Source organism: Lacinutrix cladophorae, from assembly GCF_053604645.1.
In genome coordinates, this window is sequence record NZ_JBSHNR010000119.1 from 492,362 (window position 1) to 510,282 (window position 17,921).

At 31.3% G+C, this 17,921-nt stretch carries 12 protein-coding genes; 10 read left to right on the forward strand and 2 right to left on the reverse strand.

All coding sequences use genetic code 11. The features are described 5' to 3' along the window. Positions 1 to 3: 3 nt before the first annotated feature. From ACVC3Y_RS12570 to ACVC3Y_RS12595, 6 genes are all read left to right on the forward strand, one after another. Entirely contained in the window at positions 4 to 960 is a 957-nt protein-coding gene (locus ACVC3Y_RS12570) for a glycosyltransferase family 2 protein (RefSeq protein WP_303423938.1), read from the forward strand. Between the two features lie 51 nt (positions 961 to 1,011). Beyond that, complete coding sequence (locus ACVC3Y_RS12575; RefSeq protein WP_452227083.1) at positions 1,012 to 2,742, forward strand: phospho-sugar mutase; 1,731 nt, start codon at positions 1,012 to 1,014, stop codon at positions 2,740 to 2,742. After that, complete coding sequence (locus ACVC3Y_RS12580) at positions 2,742 to 4,568, forward strand: ABC transporter ATP-binding protein (RefSeq protein WP_303423940.1); 1,827 nt, start codon at positions 2,742 to 2,744, stop codon at positions 4,566 to 4,568. Before ACVC3Y_RS12575 ends, ACVC3Y_RS12580 begins: the two co-directional genes overlap by 1 nt. 313 nt (positions 4,569 to 4,881) lie before the next feature. Continuing rightward, positions 4,882 to 5,424 (forward strand): RNA polymerase sigma factor, encoded by a 543-nt coding sequence (locus tag ACVC3Y_RS12585; protein WP_303423941.1) that lies wholly within the window; start codon positions 4,882 to 4,884, stop codon positions 5,422 to 5,424. A 44-nt stretch (positions 5,425 to 5,468) separates the two neighbouring features. Then, positions 5,469 to 5,963 carry a hypothetical protein gene (locus ACVC3Y_RS12590; protein ID WP_452227084.1) on the forward strand — a complete coding sequence of 165 codons (495 nt, stop codon included), beginning with the start codon at positions 5,469 to 5,471 and terminating at the stop codon, positions 5,961 to 5,963. 10 nt (positions 5,964 to 5,973) lie between these two features. After that, complete coding sequence (locus ACVC3Y_RS12595) at positions 5,974 to 6,417, forward strand: sensor of ECF-type sigma factor (RefSeq protein ID WP_303423943.1); 444 nt, start codon at positions 5,974 to 5,976, stop codon at positions 6,415 to 6,417. Positions 6,418 to 6,484: 67 nt separating this feature from the next. Here ACVC3Y_RS12595 and ACVC3Y_RS12600 read toward each other — a convergent pair whose 3' ends face one another. Beyond that, positions 6,485 to 7,558, reverse strand: coding sequence for an oxidoreductase (locus tag ACVC3Y_RS12600; RefSeq protein WP_452227085.1), 1,074 nt, complete (start codon positions 7,556 to 7,558; stop codon positions 6,485 to 6,487). A 113-nt stretch (positions 7,559 to 7,671) separates the two neighbouring features. Next, entirely contained in the window at positions 7,672 to 10,464 is a 2,793-nt protein-coding gene (locus ACVC3Y_RS12605; RefSeq protein WP_452227086.1) for a CotH kinase family protein, read from the reverse strand. A gap of 225 nt (positions 10,465 to 10,689) precedes the next feature. Between ACVC3Y_RS12605 and ACVC3Y_RS12610 the strand changes: the two genes are divergently transcribed. From ACVC3Y_RS12610 to ACVC3Y_RS12625, 4 genes are all read left to right on the forward strand, one after another. After that, positions 10,690 to 11,904 carry an RsmB/NOP family class I SAM-dependent RNA methyltransferase gene (locus tag ACVC3Y_RS12610; RefSeq protein WP_452227087.1) on the forward strand — a complete coding sequence of 405 codons (1,215 nt, stop codon included), beginning with the start codon at positions 10,690 to 10,692 and terminating at the stop codon, positions 11,902 to 11,904. A 6-nt stretch (positions 11,905 to 11,910) separates the two neighbouring features. Beyond that, positions 11,911 to 13,038, forward strand: coding sequence for an endonuclease (locus tag ACVC3Y_RS12615; RefSeq protein WP_303423947.1), 1,128 nt, complete (start codon positions 11,911 to 11,913; stop codon positions 13,036 to 13,038). 169 nt (positions 13,039 to 13,207) lie between these two features. After that, positions 13,208 to 16,879, forward strand: a complete 3,672-nt coding sequence (gene purL / locus ACVC3Y_RS12620; RefSeq protein WP_452227088.1) for a phosphoribosylformylglycinamidine synthase — start codon at positions 13,208 to 13,210, stop codon at positions 16,877 to 16,879. Positions 16,880 to 17,087: 208 nt separating this feature from the next. Continuing rightward, positions 17,088 to 17,888 (forward strand): helix-turn-helix domain-containing protein, encoded by an 801-nt coding sequence (locus ACVC3Y_RS12625; RefSeq protein WP_303423949.1) that lies wholly within the window; start codon positions 17,088 to 17,090, stop codon positions 17,886 to 17,888. The last annotated feature ends 33 nt before the right edge of the window (positions 17,889 to 17,921 follow it).

Consider the following 17,921-nt stretch of genomic DNA (forward strand, 5'->3'; position numbering starts at 1 on the left):
TACATGAACATATCAGTAGTCATACCACTACTTAACGAACAAGAATCTTTAACAGAATTACATGATTGGATTGCAAAAGTTATGCAATCCAATCATTTTTCTTATGAAATCATTTTTATAGATGATGGTAGTACAGACGATTCTTGGAAAATTATTTCACAACTATCACAAAAAGATACTAATGTAAAAGGCATTAGATTCTTGAAAAATTTTGGGAAATCACAAGCATTACATGCTGGTTTTGAAAAAGCAGAAGGTAGCGTTGTTATTACAATGGATGCCGATTTACAGGACAATCCTAATGAAATACCAGAACTATATAACATGATAGTTAAAGATGGGTTCGATCTCGTTTCTGGATGGAAAAAGAAGCGTTATGATTCTGTAATTTCTAAAAATTTACCATCTAAACTATTTAATTGGGCTGCTAGAAAAACTTCAGGAGTTTCTCTTCATGATTTTAATTGTGGTTTAAAAGCATATCATAATAATGTAGTAAAAAACATTGATGTAAACGGTGAAATGCATCGCTATATCCCGGTACTTTCAAAAAATGCTGGTTTTACAAAAATTGGCGAAAAAATAGTGCAACATCAAGCTAGAAAATATGGCGAAACCAAATTTGGTATGGATCGATTTATTCATGGTTTTCTAGATTTAATTACTATTTGGTTTTTATCCAGATTTGGAAAAAGACCAATGCATCTCTTTGGTGCTTTAGGTTTTTTAATGTTTGCTATTGGATTTGCTTTTGCTATATATTTAGGCATAGACAAACTATATTTAAATCCTACAGGAAGACTAATCACCGAAAGACCTCAGTTTTACATTTCTTTGGTCACCATGATTATTGGCACACAATTTTTTGTAGCTGGCTTTTTAGGAGAAATTATTTTAAGAACAAAATCAGATAAAAAAAGATACTTAATTAAAGAGGAAATTAATTTAACGGCTATTTAATCTTTAACTTTTAGTATTTCCGTATTTTTACACAAACAATTACTTTATAATATGATACACATAGAACCAGAATTATTAAACAGAGTAAACAAATGGTTAACACCTGCATTTGATGCGGATACTCAAACATATATTAAAGACTTAATTGCTACCAATCCAAAAGAACTTAAAGAAGCTTTTTATAAAGATTTAGAATTTGGTACAGGAGGAATGCGTGGCATCATGGGGATTGGCACCAACAGAATTAACAAATTTACGCTAGGTAGAAATACACAAGGTATAAGTAACTACCTACACCAAGCATTTCCTGGAGAAAAACTTAAAGTTGCAATAGCCTTCGATTGTAGGCACAACAGTAAAACACTTGCAAAAGTCGTAGCGGATGTTTTTTCGGCTAATAATATTGAAGTATTTTTATTTGAAGACTTACGTCCTACTCCAGAACTTTCCTTTGCATTAAAACACTTAAATTGTCATAGTGGTATTGTATTAACAGCATCTCATAACCCACCAGAATATAATGGTTATAAAGTATATTGGCAAGATGGAGGACAACTAGTTCCGCCACAAGACTCCGAAATAATTAAAGAAATTAATAATCTAGATTATGCGGAAATTAAATTTAAAGCAAACGAAGAGCTAATAAAATATATTGGTAAAGAAGTCGATGATGTATTTATTGATGCATCCATTAAAAATGGAAGCTTTGAAACTTCCGCGAAAGCGAAAGACGATTTAAACATTGTATTTACATCCTTACACGGTACTTCTATCACACTTTTTCCAGACACATTAGAAAGAGCAGGGTATAAAAACGTTCATGTTGTGGAAGAACAACGGGTACCAAATGGTGATTTCCCAACCGTTAAATCTCCAAATCCAGAAGAACCTGAAGCTTTAAAAATGGCTTTAGAATTAGCAGACAAAACAAATGCCGATATTGTAATTGGTACAGATCCAGACGCAGATAGACTTGGTGTTGCTGTTAGAGATTTAGACGGTAAAATGATTATTCTAAACGGAAATCAAACTATGGTTTTAATGACCGATTTCCTACTAAAACAATGGAAAGACAGTAACAAATTAAATGGTAAAGAGTTTATTGCTACAACCATCGTTTCTACACCAATGGTTGCTGCATTAGCAAAATCTTACAATACAGATTGTAAAATTGTTTTAACTGGCTTTAAGTGGATCGCTAAAATGATTAAAGACTTCCCAAACCAAGATTTTATTGGTGGTGGTGAAGAAAGCTTTGGTTATATGGTAGGTGATTTTGTTAGAGATAAAGATGCAAATACATCCTCTTTATTGGCTATAGAAATTGCAGCACAAGCAAAAGCTAATGGAAGCTCATTATACCAAGAATTAATTAAATTATATGTAAAACATGGTATGTATAAAGAACATTTAATCTCTTTAACTAAAAAAGGAATAGAAGGTGCGCAAGAAATTAAACAAATGATGATTGATGCGCGCGAAAATCCTTTAAAAGAAGTAAATGGATCTAAAGTTACTAAAATTGAAGATTACCAATTATCTACAACTAAAGATGTAATCTCTGGTAAAGAAACAACCATCGACGTTCCTAAATCTAATGTATTAATATATTATACAGAAGATGGAAGTAAAATAGCATTAAGACCAAGTGGTACTGAGCCTAAAATTAAATTCTATATTAGTGTAAACACTAGCCTAGACAATGTGTCAGCATTTGAGGCTACGGAACAAAAATTGAAAAATAAGTTAGAAGCAATCATTAAAGATTTGCAACTTAATTAATGGATTATTTAAAAAAGATCTCTCAATTTATAATTCCGTATAAAAAATACGGTTACCTCAATATTTTCTTTAATGTACTCTACGCCTTATTTAGCACCTTAGCAATGGTGTCTTTAATGCCAATGATAAATGTATTATTTGGGGAAACTAAAAAATTAAACACCAAACCTGTTTATCAAGGAATTACAGAAATTAAATCCTATGGAGAAGATTATTTAAATTATTTTGTAACAACAACGAACGAAAACGAAGGACCTCAACAAACTTTGTTATATATGATTATTTTAATCATAAGTTTGTTTTTACTCAAGAATATCTTCAATTATCTCGCCCTATTTTTTATAACATTTTTAAGAAATGGTGTTTTAAAAGATTTAAGAGATTCTATTTACAATAAAGTACTAACCTTACCTATTTCTTATTATTCTGAAAAGAAAAAAGGAGATATTATAGCTCGTATTTCTGGTGATGTTAATGAGGTAAAAAACTCCTTGTTAGCTGTTCTAGAACTAATAGTAAAAGAGCCATTAACCATTGTATTTGCAATTGTAACCATGTTTACCATTTCTATGAAACTCACCATTTTTGTGTTTGTTTTTATTCCTGTTGCTGGATTAATAATTTCTAGAATAGGAAAAAGCTTAAAGAAAAAATCTGGAAGAGTTCAACAAGAACAGGGTGTGTTTTTATCTACATTAGAAGAGACATTAAGTGGCTTAAAAGTAATAAAAGGTTTTAATGCCGAAGATCGCTTCAATACTAAATTTCAAGAATCTACGAATAGATTCTATAATTATTCAAATACCTTATTAAACCGACAAAATTTAGCTTCACCTGCAAGTGAATTTTTAGGTATAGCAACTATTGCTGCATTATTATGGTATGGAGGAAGTATGGTTTTAATAGACAAGAGCCTTTCCGGTGGAGCTTTTATTACCTACATGGCTCTAGCATACCAAATTTTAACACCTGCAAAAGCAATTAGCAAAGCTAGTTATAAAGTAAAAGCTGGTAATGCTGCAGCAGATCGTGTATTAGAAATTATTGAAACACCTTCCCTTCTTGAAGACAAACCAAAAGCCATTATTAAAACCGATTTCACAAAAGCTATAACTATTAATAATATTTCCTTTAAATATGAAGAAGATTTAGTGCTTAAAAACTTTACCGTTAACGTACCAAAAGGAAAAACGATTGCTCTTGTTGGACAATCTGGAAGTGGTAAATCTACCATTGCTAATCTTGTTACTCGTTTTTATGATGTAAACGAAGGAAACATATCTATAGATGGAGAAGACATTAGAAACCTTACCAAAAAATCTTTAAGAAGCTTAATTGGTTTAGTAACGCAAGATTCTATCTTATTTAATGAAACCGTAAAAAACAATATATTAATAGGAAACCCAAATGCTTCAGAGGATGAAGTTATTGAAGCTTTAAAAATTGCAAATGCATGGGAATTTGTTAAAAACCTACCTAAAGGCATAGAAACCAATATAGGTGATTCTGGCGGAAAACTCTCTGGCGGACAAAAACAACGTTTAAGTATAGCACGAGCAGTTTTAAAGAATCCGCCAATTATGATTCTAGATGAAGCAACTTCTGCTTTAGACACAGAAAGCGAACGTTTAGTGCAAGTGGCATTAGAAAACATGATGAAAAACAGAACCTCCATTGTAATAGCACATAGACTTTCTACCATTCAAAATGCGGATCAAATTTTAGTGATGCAAAAAGGAGAAATAGCAGAACAAGGAACACATAAAGAATTAATGAATAAAAACGGCGTTTATAATAAGCTTGTAGAAATGCAAAGCTTTGAGTAGAATTAAAATATTTAAATAAAAAAAGCTAGAATTTCTTCTAGCTTTTTTTTTGTTTATGTTAGACTTGGGGCGACTAACATTAAGTAGGTTTGATGGTGTAAATATATAGTAAATAAATATACAAACCAAAAAAAAATGCATTTCAACTTGTAAATCATGCGTTTTATCGATGATTCAAACTATATTACATTGATTTTCAACAACATGGTGAAATAAAAAAAATCAAGTATTTTTCAATTAATTAAAAAATTTGTGTCGATTTTAAACTTTTTGTAAATTAATAAGTCTAATAAATGATAACTAATCTAATGCTGTGCTAAACGAAACCGTTTTTTTACAACAATTAAAATCTAAAACCTCTAAAGAACAGGCTTTTAAAGAGTTGGTTTCGCAATATAAAGAGCGTTTATACTGGCATATTCGTCATATAGTAAAATCTCATGATGATACAGATGACGTACTACAAAATACGTTTATTAAAGTTTTTAAAAATATAGATAATTTTAAAGGAGACAGTAAAATTTACTCCTGGATGTATAGAATAGCGACTAATGAAGCTATAACACATATAAATAAAAACGCAAAAAGATTACAGATCACTAACGAAGAAACACAAACGCTAGCGATTAATAATTTACAGTCAGATGTTTATTTTGAAGGCAATGAAATACAATTAAAATTACAGCAAGCCATTGCAACACTTCCCGAAAAACAAAGACTAGTATTTAATATGAAATATTTTCAAGATTTAAAATACAGTGAAATGTCCGAAATTTTAGAAACCAGTGAAGGTGCCTTAAAAGCATCCTACCATATCGCTGTTAAAAAGATTGAAAACTATTTAACTAATAAATAAGTAACAATTAAACCTTTATAAAAAAAAAGAGTCTAAAAATTGTGATGAATAAAGATTTAAAAAACATACAAGAATCCGGCTTTAAAGTTCCAAAAAATTATTTGGAAAACTTTGAAGCGTCTATATTAAGTCAAGCGAAGTTGAAAGAGAAAGTTACAAACTCTGGATTCACGATACCAAAAGGTTATTTAAAAAATGTAGAAGATACTATTTTAACAAAGGTTCATAAGGAAGAATCTGCAAAAGTAATCCCGTTATTTAGTAAAAGAAATATCATCTATATATCTAGTATTGCAGCTGTAATAGCACTACTATTTAACCTTTCGAATATAAACACAAAAGCAACTTATGACTCTTTATCTCTTGAAACAGTAGAGAACTACATACTTAATGAAGATTATAGCACCGATGATTTAGCATCTTTATTTACCAACGTTGACCTTTTAGAAGAAGATTTTAATACTATTAGTTTTTCTGACGAAGCAATGCAAGAATACCTAAATAACAACCTAGAAATAAACGACTTATATACAGAATAAAACAATAGCAATGAAAAAATCAATTATTACATTATTTATATTATTTCTTTCTGTTACTACTTTTTCACAAAACGACAGAAAAGAAAGAGAAGATAAAATAAAAGCTTTAAAAGTGGCTTATATTACAGAAAACTTAAATTTATCAACCACAGAAGCTGAGAAATTTTGGCCAGTGTATAATACGTACGAAGAGCAAATTCAAAATATAAGAAGTGAATATCACAGTAAGAAAAGAGATATTAATTTTGAAACTTTATCTGAAAATGAAGCACAGAAGTTATTAGATGAAATGGAAGCATTAAACTTAAAACGAAATAACATTAACGATAAATATAAGTTGGCATTAAGAAAAGTACTTTCTGCTAAAAAAACCTTACTATTAAAAAATACTGAAGATAACTTTAAACGAAAAATGTTTAATGAATACAAAAAAAGAAACGATTCAAAAAACTAGAACTTTTCTTTTTTAATACATTTAAACAGCCAATTGCAACATACATTGGCTGTTTTTTTGTGTACATCTATTCTTTAAAACTTAATTTACTAATACGTCCTGCTCCTGCTGCATAGGCAATACTGTCATTTAAAAAACGGAGCGTATAAAAACCTTCATCACTTAAATGTTTCCAAGTATTTCCTGCATCGTTACTAATATCGATTCCTTTAAAACCAACTGCTACTAATACTCTAGCACTACTATTTGGCATGTACTGTACACAACTTCTGTACCCCGGACTTTTATTTGGAGCTACTAACTGCCATGTTTTTCCTCCATCTTGAGTTCTTATTTTATTAGCAGAGCTATCTGCTGCTTTGGTATAATCACCTCCAATAGCAAAACCGTTATCTTCATCATAAAAAGCAACAGAATAAATTCCTGTAGTTTCCAAACCTTGTATTATAGGCGTTTCAAAAACTTCCCAAGTCTTTCCTTTATCTGGTGAGAATAAAATTCTGCTTGCCTTTCCTCCTGTTGCAACCCAAGTTTTGTTTCCAACTATCGCTATGTTTGTATCACTTGCTGCAAAAGCTGCTTCTCCTACTTTAGCCTTTGGTAAATCGCTACAAGATATTTTGTTCCAAGTATTGCCTCCATCACGTGTAATAATAATACTCATACAATCATCTGTAGGATCACCAATGGCAATACCTTCTTGGTCGTTCCAGAAATCTAAGGCATCATAAAATACTTTTGGGTGATTTTCTTGATAAACTAACTCTCCTTCATTATACAATCTTGCTGGACTTGCTATAGATAATGAGAATGTTTTATCCGCTTGAAAAGCAATAGATCTAAAGTTGTTTTTTATAGAATCCTCTAATTCTGAAAAATAATTAGCTTCTTCGAAATTATTCATATCCTCTAAAATACTTCTATAAATTTCTCCATTAGAAGTCGCTGCAACTACACTACCTTCATTAATATCGATAGCCCTAACATTTAAACTAGCATCTTGCAAAAGAGTTTCCATTTCTACTTTCGAAAAATTTTTATGTATTGGTTTGGATACAGGTTCGTATTTATTTTTTATACCACAACCTCCAATTCCTATTACTAAAATAGTGAATACAATAAAACATATTGCTTTTTTCATAAATATCAATTTTCTATAAAAATAGAAAAGCTTTATGACATAATCATAAAGCCTTTCCTGCTATTAATCAAAATATAACATCTATTTTAGGGAAAAGATGCTAAGCGGTACTTCTAATTTTTCATGATTTTTAAAATACTACTATTATTAATATGTATTAAATACATTCCTTTTGAAAAATTAGAAAAGTCTACTACTAGCGTATTCGCATTTACATACTTATTTTCTAGTAATAATTGACCTTGAATATTATATACTTCAATATTTTCAATAGTATAAGCACCATTAACTATCGTTACTATATTATTTGTAGGATTTGGGTAATACTTTAAATGATTACTAAAATCTACTTCATCTATAGATAAAGAATCATTATTAGCGTTGTAAGTTGGTAATTGAATAGCAAAATCACCTGTACCGTTTGGTATTCTTGCATACCCCATATCATCGGTTTGCTCACCAAAAGTAATATTCTCTATTATGGTACCATCTGTATACGATAAAATGGCACTTTCGCCTCCAGACGAAAACTTAATATCTGCATGTAAACCGTCTTGATCTAAATCTTTATCACACCAAACAATTAAATAACTATCTGGCGCTATTGTTAAACCAGTAGGAAATGCCCAAACCAATAAATCATTCGGATCATCTGATAAATACAAATTATCTAAACTTAAGGTTTCTGAGCTATTATTATATAACTCTAACCAATCCTCATATTCCCCATCTTGATCTGTAACGGTAGTTTCATTAGATGCCATAATCTCATTAATTACTAAATCTCCAGGTGTTAATGTAGGGTAACTGGTATCTACTGTTTCATTATTTGCTGCATACGTTGGTTCTTGAATAATAAATTCTCCTGTTCCGTTTGGTACTCTTGCATAGCCCATATCATCGGTTTGCGATCCAAATGTAATATTCTCTATTACAGTTCCATCTGCATAAGATAATATAGCACTTTCTCCACCAGATGAAAACTTTAAATCTGCATGTAAACCATCTTGATCATCATCTTTATCACACCAAACAATTAAGTAACTATCTGGTGCTATTGTTAAACCGGAAGGAAATTGCCACACTAACAAATCCTCTGGATCATCCGATAAATACAGATTGTCTAAGCTTAAGGTTTCCGAACTATTATTATACAATTCTAACCAATCATCATATTCGCCATCTTGATCTGTAACGGTTGCCACATTAGATGCCATAATTTCATTAATTACTAAATCTCCAGGTGTTAATGTTAAATAAGTTGCTTCAATAGAGTGAAACTCATATTCGGCTCTTGCTGGTGAAAAAGCTCCAATATTATTATTTTCAGCATATATATAATATTGCATGTAATCTGTATCTATTGTTACAGCAACACCATAGTTGTTATCACCTGAAGCACCATCGTTATGTGCGCCATCATCATACATCAAAACTTTTGTAAATGGCATCGTTTCATCTGTTCTATAGCCTAAATAAACGGCATCCGTATTTGTATCTGTAACAGAACCCGTAATTGTTATAGTATCTCCTATTAAAGGTGCAGAATCTGAAGGTATAACACTACTAATAGTAGGTTGTGTATTTGTAAAATCTGTTTCGGTTAATAAATAACTACTTCTTGCTGCCATTAAATTTGTTAATCCTGGAGCAGTATTTCCGCCTACATTATAATCCGTATTAATATTACCTGTAAATTGTGCATCTGTATAAAACTTATTAGTATCAGCTGCAACTGCAGTTGCAATAATTGCTTGATAGTCGTTTGCTAATGTTAAGTAGTTCGAATTACTAATGTTCTCTGTTAAAATAGTTTTGTAATGTGCTAAATACATTCTTTTATATTTTGGCACTTCCATTAGCTTAGAAAACAAAGGAAAGTTAGCATCGTTTTCATGTAATAGATGATCTAATTCTGCTTTCTCTGTGGTAGAATTCAAAGTTCCTGTCTGTCCTGGTCCTCCCGGTCCACCTGGCCCTCCCGGTCCACTAGATGTTTCCCCTGTCATGCTAAAAACTCCAAAAGACATATTTAAATCCCATATTACAGAATTAAATTGTTCATTATCATCTTTGTATAAATAATAGTTCTGTTTAAACTGACCGATATAACTATCTAGGTTTACCAATACATTATCTAGTGCTAACATCCATAACGCCATATCTACATCTATCACATTTTCAATATTTGTAATATCACTATCTAATATACTTGTTAATTCTATTAAATCATTCCAATGTGCTTCTGCTATTGTAGGATCTGTATCATCATCCGACTTAATCTCATATGCATCATCATAACTTGAAGAATTAGTCCCTAAGTATTCTAAGTTAGGTAAACTTGTAGATTGTGGCCCTGCACCATCCGGTGGACTACAACTAAAAAAAGCATTGTCTTTAGAACCAAAATGCTTGTCTACAAATGTTTTAGTAATTGCTTCAGTATTAGTATATAAACCAATCAAGGTACCATTTACATAAACGTTTGCATAATTCGCTTGTGGGGCATCCATATATTGGTTAATAATATTATAAGCCACAGTTTCTCTAACAAAAGATGGATCAAAAATCACATTTGCTAACTTAATATCTTTATAGCCTTGGTAATCTTGATCGATATAAGTATCCAATTCGATATGGAATGGATTCTTTGTTTGATTGGCACTATAAGAGCTATTCCCTTTATATTTAACACCAACTTGATTAAAAACAGTGCCATTAATAGTAACAGAGGTAGCTTCTGTGTAATTATTATCTCCTGCCTTTTCTGCATCTAATAAAGCATCCCAATTGCTTTCTGCAAATTCTATTTCTATAGTTTGAATAGTATTTATATCATATAAATCTTGCGCAAAAGAAGTCATAGATATTAACAAAAATAATGTGAGAGTAATTATACGTTTCATGTATTTAAATTTTAGTTATTTATCTTTAGATGCGTAAAAGAAAAAAAACTTGCGCTACTTTATTTATTTTTTTGTTTTACATTATCAACTATAAAATGTGAAAATTAATATCTATAAATAATAAAGAAATAATTATAATTGTTTCTAAAATCATACCTTTGCATGTTCTAAAAGTTTAGCCTATAGATTCCTAAATTTTAAGACTAAACAACTGAATAGATATTTATGAGATTACACAGAAATTTATGCTTTGCAACTGTTGATGGTTTATTACTAATTTTTAATGAAGGTAAGTATGCAGATAAAGTAGTACAACAATTACTAAAACGTGATAAACGCTGGGGAAGTCGTGACAGAGGTTTTGTTGCTGAAACTACTTACGATATTGTACGATGGAAACGTCTGTACGCTGAAATTGCTGAAGTAAAAGAACCTTTTTCTCGTGATGACGTTTGGCGCTTAGTTGCTGTTTGGGGAACCTTAAAAGGGATAAAACTACCAGATTGGAAGTATTTTGAAAATACTCCACAACGAAAAATAAAAGGTAGATTTGATGAATTTTCAAAAATTAGAAAAATTGCCGCTTCCGTTCCTGATTGGATGGACGAAATTGCTACTAAAGAATTAGGTGAAAACGTCTGGACTAAAGAAATTACTGCTTTAAACCAACAAGCAGACGTTGTTTTACGTGTTAATACTTTAAAAATTACTAAAGAAAAACTGCAAGAAGAACTTTCAGATTTAGATATTGAAACTGATGAAGTTAAAAATCATCCTGATGCTTTAAAACTAAGAGAAAGAGCAAATGTTTTTACAACAGAAGCTTTTAAAAAAGGTTTTTTTGAAGTGCAAGATGGTTCTTCACAAAAAGTTGCCGAATTTCTAGATGTAAAACCAGGCATGAAAGTTGTAGATACTTGTGCTGGCGCTGGAGGTAAAACATTACACCTTGCTGCACTTATGGAAAATAAAGGGCAAATTGTTGCAATGGATATTTATGAAAATAAATTAAAAGAATTAAAACGTAGAGCAAAAAGAGCTGGAGCACACAACATAGAGATGCGTGTAATAGATTCAACCAAACCTATTAAGAAATTATATGATAAAGCAGACAGAGTATTAATAGATGCTCCTTGCTCTGGTTTAGGGGTACTACGTAGAAATCCAGATGCCAAATGGAAATTGCAACCCGAATTTTTAGAAAAAATTAGAAAAACACAAGCTGAAATTTTAAACTCGTATTCAAGAATGGTAAAACCCGGAGGAAAAATAGTTTATGCTACTTGCTCTATATTACCTTCCGAAAACCAAGATCAAGTTAAAGCTTTTTTAACATCAGAATCGGGAAAAGATTTTACCTTTGTTAAAGAGAAAAAAATATTATCCTACGAATCTGGGTTTGATGGATTTTACATGGCATTATTAGAAAAGAAAAAATAAATTATAATGAAACAATTTTACACCGTACTATTACTATTATTAACAGTTACCGTTTCTGCGCAAATACCTTCAAATTATTACGACAATGCTACCGGAACTGGCTACACTTTAAAAACACAATTAAAAACTATTATTACGAATGGTCATATAGATCATGGTTACTCTAATAGCTTGTATATTGCGTATCAAACATCCGATAACGATTCGTATTACGAAAACGATAATACCGTTTTAGATATGTATTCCGAAAATCCTTCTGCTACAGACCCATATAACTTTGCACATGATACAGATGGTAGTTCTGCTACAGGACAAGCTTGTGGAAATTATTCTGTTGAAAGTGATTGTTATAATAGAGAGCATATTTTTCCTCAAGGTTTTTTTGACTCTAAAAATCCTATGCGTGGAGATATTCATCATGTAATACCAACAGATGGAAGAGTTAATGGTTTTCGAAATAATTACCCTTTTGGTAAAGTAGGTACAAGTTTAGTTAGTCAAAGCAACATATCTAACCCAACACAAAACGGATCTAAATTAGGTAATTGTATTTCTCCTGGTTATTCTGGAACCGTTTTTGAGCCAATTGATGAGTTTAAAGGAGATATCGCTAGAATGTTACTATATTTTGCGGTTAGATACGAAGATAACTGGAATGATTCAGGTTGGTCATCCCATACAGTTGCTAACAATATGCTTAATGGTACAAGTGATCAATTTTATGAAACTTGGTATATAAACTTACTATATTCTTGGCACCTTCAAGATGGCGTAAGTCAAAAAGAAATAGATAGAAATAATGCTGCATATGCGTATCAAGGCAATGCAAACCCATTTATAAATCATCCAGAATATGTGCAAGCCATTTGGTCAAGTATTCTTTCTGTAGATGAATTTGAAACTGTAGATACTATTAAAATGTACCCAAATCCTACCAACGGAAACACAGTTACTATACAAACGAACAAAAATATTTCGGTAGAAGTTTACGATGTTTTAGGCAAAAAAATAAAACAACAAAACATTACTTCAAGCCAAAACAAATTAAATATTTCAGGGTTATCTAAAGGAGTTTATTTAGTAAGATTTATTTCTTCTACAGGTAGTACGACAAAAAAATTAGTTAAACAATAAACATATACTTAACCACAGATTTAAAAAAAAACGATTCTAATTTTAGAGTCGTTTTTTTTTGTTCAAAACATAGTGAATAACTAAAAAATTAAGCAATTATTTTAGTCGAAAAATAGAACTAAAAAACTTAAATTTGTCTCTTTAAAAACAACACTCAAACCTCTATATAATGATTCATTTCTTCGGAAACCAAAACAGTAAAGTCTTTGCTGTTCAAGCAACAAAAGAATTATCAACCCAAACCATTTCAAAATTGACTTGGTTATTTGGCAACCAGCCAAAAATAGAACAAGCATCTTTAGATGCTTTTTTTGTTGGTCCTCGTGCAGCCATGATAACTCCTTGGAGTACCAATGCTGTCGAAATCACTCAAAATATGGGCATTTCAGATATTATTAGAATTGAAGAATTTAAGGCTGTAGCTGAAGATTTTAAAGACTTCGATCCTATGATTTCTGAAAAATACAAAAACCTTCACCAAGCATCATTTACCATTAATATTGAACCAGAAACTATTCTTAACATTAAAGATATTGCTGCTTTTAACCAACAAGAAGGCTTAGCCCTAAATGACGAAGAAGTGGCATATTTAGAAAGTGTATCACAAAAAATAGGAAGACCACTAACCGATTCTGAAGTATTCGGATTTTCACAAGTAAACTCAGAACATTGTCGTCATAAAATATTTAACGGAACATTCATCATTGATGGCGAAGAAAAACCAACGTCACTATTCAAATTAATTAAAGAAACTTCAAAACAATTTCCAAACGATATTGTTTCCGCTTATAAAGACAATGTAGCTTTTGTAAAAGGACCAACAGTTGAACAATTTGCTCCTAAAACTGCAGATAAACCAGATTTTTACACAACGCAAAATTTTAATTCTGTCATTTCGCTTAAAGCAGAAACACACAATTTCCCTACAACCGTAGAGCCTTTTAATGGGGCAGCTACTGGTTCTGGTGGTGAAATTAGAGATAGACTTGCTGGTGGAAAAGGTTCTTTGCCTTTAGCAGGAACTGCTGTATACATGACTTCGTATTCTAGATTAGAAAACGAAAGACCTTGGGAACTAAAAATGGAAGAACGCCCTTGGCTATACCAAACACCAATGGATATTTTAATAAAAGCTTCTAATGGTGCTTCCGATTTTGGTAATAAATTCGGTCAACCACTTATTTGCGGGTCCGTTTTAACCTTCGAACATGAAGAAGATGCTAGAAAACTTGGTTTCGACAAAGTAATCATGCAAGCTGGAGGAATTGGTTATGGCAAAGCAGAACAAGCTTTAAAAGACACACCAAAAGTAGGCGATAAAATTGTTATTCTTGGTGGCGAAAATTATAGAATAGGAATGGGAGGAGCTGCAGTTTCTAGTGCAGATACCGGAGAATTTGCATCTGGCATCGAACTAAACGCTGTACAACGTTCTAATCCTGAAATGCAAAAACGTGCTGCAAATGCCGTTCGTGGTATGGTAGAAAGCGAAGATAATTTTATTGTTTCTATTCACGATCACGGTGCTGGAGGACACTTAAATTGCTTATCCGAATTAGTTGAAGATACCGGTGGAAAAATCGATTTAGATAAATTACCTGTTGGTGATCCAACACTTTCAGCAAAAGAAATTATTGGTAACGAATCTCAAGAAAGAATGGGATTAGTTATTGCCGAAAAACATATAGATACATTAAGTAAAATTGCAGAACGAGAACGCTCTCCAATGTATACTGTCGGAGATGTTACAGGCAATAACAGATTTACTTTCGAGTCTAAAACTAAAGGAGACAAGCCAATGGATTTAGCACTAGAAGACATGTTTGGTAGTTCGCCAAAAACCATAATGACAGATAAAACGGTAAACAGAAACTATGATGCTGTTACTTATAATTCCGATAATATTTTAAACTATTTAGATCAAGTATTACAACTAGAAGCTGTTGCTTGTAAAGATTGGCTAACCAACAAAGTAGACCGTTGTGTTGGTGGTAAAGTTGCAAAACAACAATGCGCAGGACCTTTACAATTACCACTTAACAATTGTGGTGTAATGGCATTAGATTATAAAGGAAAAGAAGGTATTGCAACCTCGGTTGGACATGCTCCTATTTCTGGATTAATTTCTCCAACAGCAGGAAGTAGAAATGCGATTACAGAATCGCTTACCAATATAATTTGGGCACCTTTAAAAGATGGACTTCAATCTATCTCATTATCTGCAAACTGGATGTGGCCATGTAAAAATGAAGGGGAAGACGCTAGACTTTATGAAGCTGTAGAAGCAATTTCAGAATTTGCTATCGATTTAGGAATCAATGTTCCTACAGGAAAAGATTCGCTTTCTATGAAACAGAAATACCCAACAGAAGAAGTTATTTCTCCTGGAACGGTAATTATTTCGGCTGCTGGAAACTGTAACGATATAACTAAAGTTGTAGAACCAGTTTTAAACAAAAATGCTGGAAATATTTACTACATCAACATTTCACAAGATACTTTTAAACTAGGAGGAAGTTCTTTTGCGCAAGTATTAAACAAAATAGGAAAAGAAACACCTACCATTAAAGATGCTGCACAATTAAAAAATACGTTTAACATCATACAACAATTAATTAAAGACGATAAAATTGTTGCAGGACACGATGTTGCCTCTGGTGGATTAATTACAACTCTATTAGAATTATGTTTTGCTGATACAAATCTTGGTGCAGAATTAGACCTATCTGATTTAGCGGAAAAAGATTCGATTAAACTACTTTTTTCTGAAAATGCAGGAATTGTTTTTCAATCTTCGGATGCTTCCGTAGAAAAAATATTATCGGATGCAAACATTGCATTTTTCAACATAGGAAAAGTAACAAAAAGTGACACTCTAAGCATTATTAACCATGACGAGGTTTTCACTTTAACTGTTTCTAGATTAAGAGATGTTTGGTATAAAACCTCTTTCCTACTCGATCAAAAACAAACCGCGAATGGTTTAGCTGAAGACAGATATAACAATTATAAAAATCAAGCTTTACAATATACATTCCCTAAACATTTCACAGGAAAACTAACTGACGTCATTGCGAACAACGGGAAGCAACCTCGTCCTAAAGCAGCAATTATTCGTGAAAAAGGATCAAACTCTGAAAGGGAAATGGCAAATGCTATGTATTTAGCAGGTTTTGATGTAAAAGATGTACACATGACCGATTTAATTTCTGGTCGTGAAACCTTAGAAGATATACAATTTATTGGTGCAGTTGGTGGCTTCTCAAATAGTGATGTTTTGGGTTCTGCCAAAGGTTGGGCTGGAGCATTTATGTATAACGAAAAAGCAAATACAGCTTTAAAAAACTTCTTTAAAAGAGAAGATACTTTATCTGTTGGTATTTGTAATGGTTGTCAACTTTGGATGGAATTAGAACTCATTAATCCAGAGCATGAAACACATGGTAAAATGACGTATAACGATTCGCATAAACATGAAAGCTCCTTTACTTCCGTAAAAATTCAGGAGAATAATTCCGTAATGCTTTCCTCTTTAGCAGGAAGTACTTTAGGGGTTTGGATTTCGCATGGCGAAGGAAAATTTAATCTTCCGCTTGACGAAAACGAATATCATATTGTAGCTAAATACGGCTATGAAGGCTATCCTAATAATCCGAATGGATCCCATTTTAACACAGCAATGCTTTGTGACACAACAGGAAGACATTTAGTAACAATGCCACATATTGAGCGTTCAACATTTCAATGGAATTGGGCTAATTACCCAGAAAACAGAAAAGATGAAGTGTCTCCTTGGCTGGAAGCATTTGTTAATGCTAGACAATGGATTGAGAAAAAATAGCTTATTTATTTTGTAGAAAAAAAACTATAGTTTCGATATTATACAACAACAACAAATTAAAAATAATTAATTTTGTAAATATTATGCACCTAACATATTTAAAGCGTAATAATATTACTATTAACCACTTACCATAAAAATATTTAACCCTAAAAATTAAAATTCCGTTTAAAAATTTAACAACAAAGCTATTTAGAATCCCTCTTAAATGCAATTAAATTATTTTGAAAACGAGAATACCTCTCCATTAGTGGAAGAGTATTTTGAACTTTTATTTGAAAAATCGATACCATTTCAATCCGCCATTTTACCAAGTGGAAATACAACTATAACTTATATTTTTGCTACTGGACAAAAAGCTGTTGTAAAAAACAAAGAAATACCATTACATAAATTAACCTTAAGTGGTTTATTTTATCAATCTTATAAATTTGTTGTTAACGAAGTTGGCGCTTCTTTTGGTATCTCCTTACACCCAACTGCATTATATAAACTATTAACGATAGATGTATATAAAATTAAAAACAAACATATACCGCTTCATGAAATAAATGCTTCTTTTGCAGAAAAACTAAATAATATATTTCAAAATTACGAAACACCTAAAATAGCAGTTCAACAGATAGAAAATTTATTGCATACAGTTCCTTTAACCATTAATCAAAATACGATACTAATAGATAAAGCTATTGATTTAATAAAAGAAAGTGAAGGATTAATAAATATAGACCAGATATTATTTAAAATAAAAATTTCTCAAAAAACCTTAGAAACACAGTTCAAAAAAATTGTTGGTATTACACCTGGAAAATACATTCGATCTTTTAGATTTATTAAGCTTTTAAAAAAATATGAAAATAATGAGATAAACCTTAAAGATCTTATATATATGTATAATTACTACGATTCTTCTCATTTCAATAAAGATTTTAAACTTTTTATGAATGAATCCCCTACTTCCTTTTTTAAAAAAGACAACGATTTTTTAAAAAAAATATTAAAAAATTAAACTTTACGTTAATTTACAATTTAAAACACATCA

Excerpts from the sequence above, each read along its gene's own strand:
- purL (WP_452227088.1), top strand. The coding sequence starts at position 13,208 with ATGATTCATTTCTTCGGAAACCAAAACAGTAAAGTCTTTGCTGTTCAA.
- ACVC3Y_RS12600 (WP_452227085.1), bottom strand. The coding sequence starts at position 7,558 with ATGAAAAAAGCAATATGTTTTATTGTATTCACTATTTTAGTAATAGGA.
- ACVC3Y_RS12625 (WP_303423949.1), top strand. The coding sequence starts at position 17,088 with ATGCAATTAAATTATTTTGAAAACGAGAATACCTCTCCATTAGTGGAA.
- ACVC3Y_RS12570 (WP_303423938.1), top strand. The coding sequence starts at position 4 with ATGAACATATCAGTAGTCATACCACTACTTAACGAACAAGAATCTTTA.
- ACVC3Y_RS12615 (WP_303423947.1), top strand. The coding sequence starts at position 11,911 with ATGAAACAATTTTACACCGTACTATTACTATTATTAACAGTTACCGTT.
- ACVC3Y_RS12590 (WP_452227084.1), top strand. The coding sequence starts at position 5,469 with ATGAATAAAGATTTAAAAAACATACAAGAATCCGGCTTTAAAGTTCCA.
- ACVC3Y_RS12610 (WP_452227087.1), top strand. The coding sequence starts at position 10,690 with ATGAGATTACACAGAAATTTATGCTTTGCAACTGTTGATGGTTTATTA.
- ACVC3Y_RS12575 (WP_452227083.1), top strand. The coding sequence starts at position 1,012 with ATGATACACATAGAACCAGAATTATTAAACAGAGTAAACAAATGGTTA.
- ACVC3Y_RS12580 (WP_303423940.1), top strand. The coding sequence starts at position 2,742 with ATGGATTATTTAAAAAAGATCTCTCAATTTATAATTCCGTATAAAAAA.
- ACVC3Y_RS12595 (WP_303423943.1), top strand. The coding sequence starts at position 5,974 with ATGAAAAAATCAATTATTACATTATTTATATTATTTCTTTCTGTTACT.
- ACVC3Y_RS12605 (WP_452227086.1), bottom strand. The coding sequence starts at position 10,464 with ATGAAACGTATAATTACTCTCACATTATTTTTGTTAATATCTATGACT.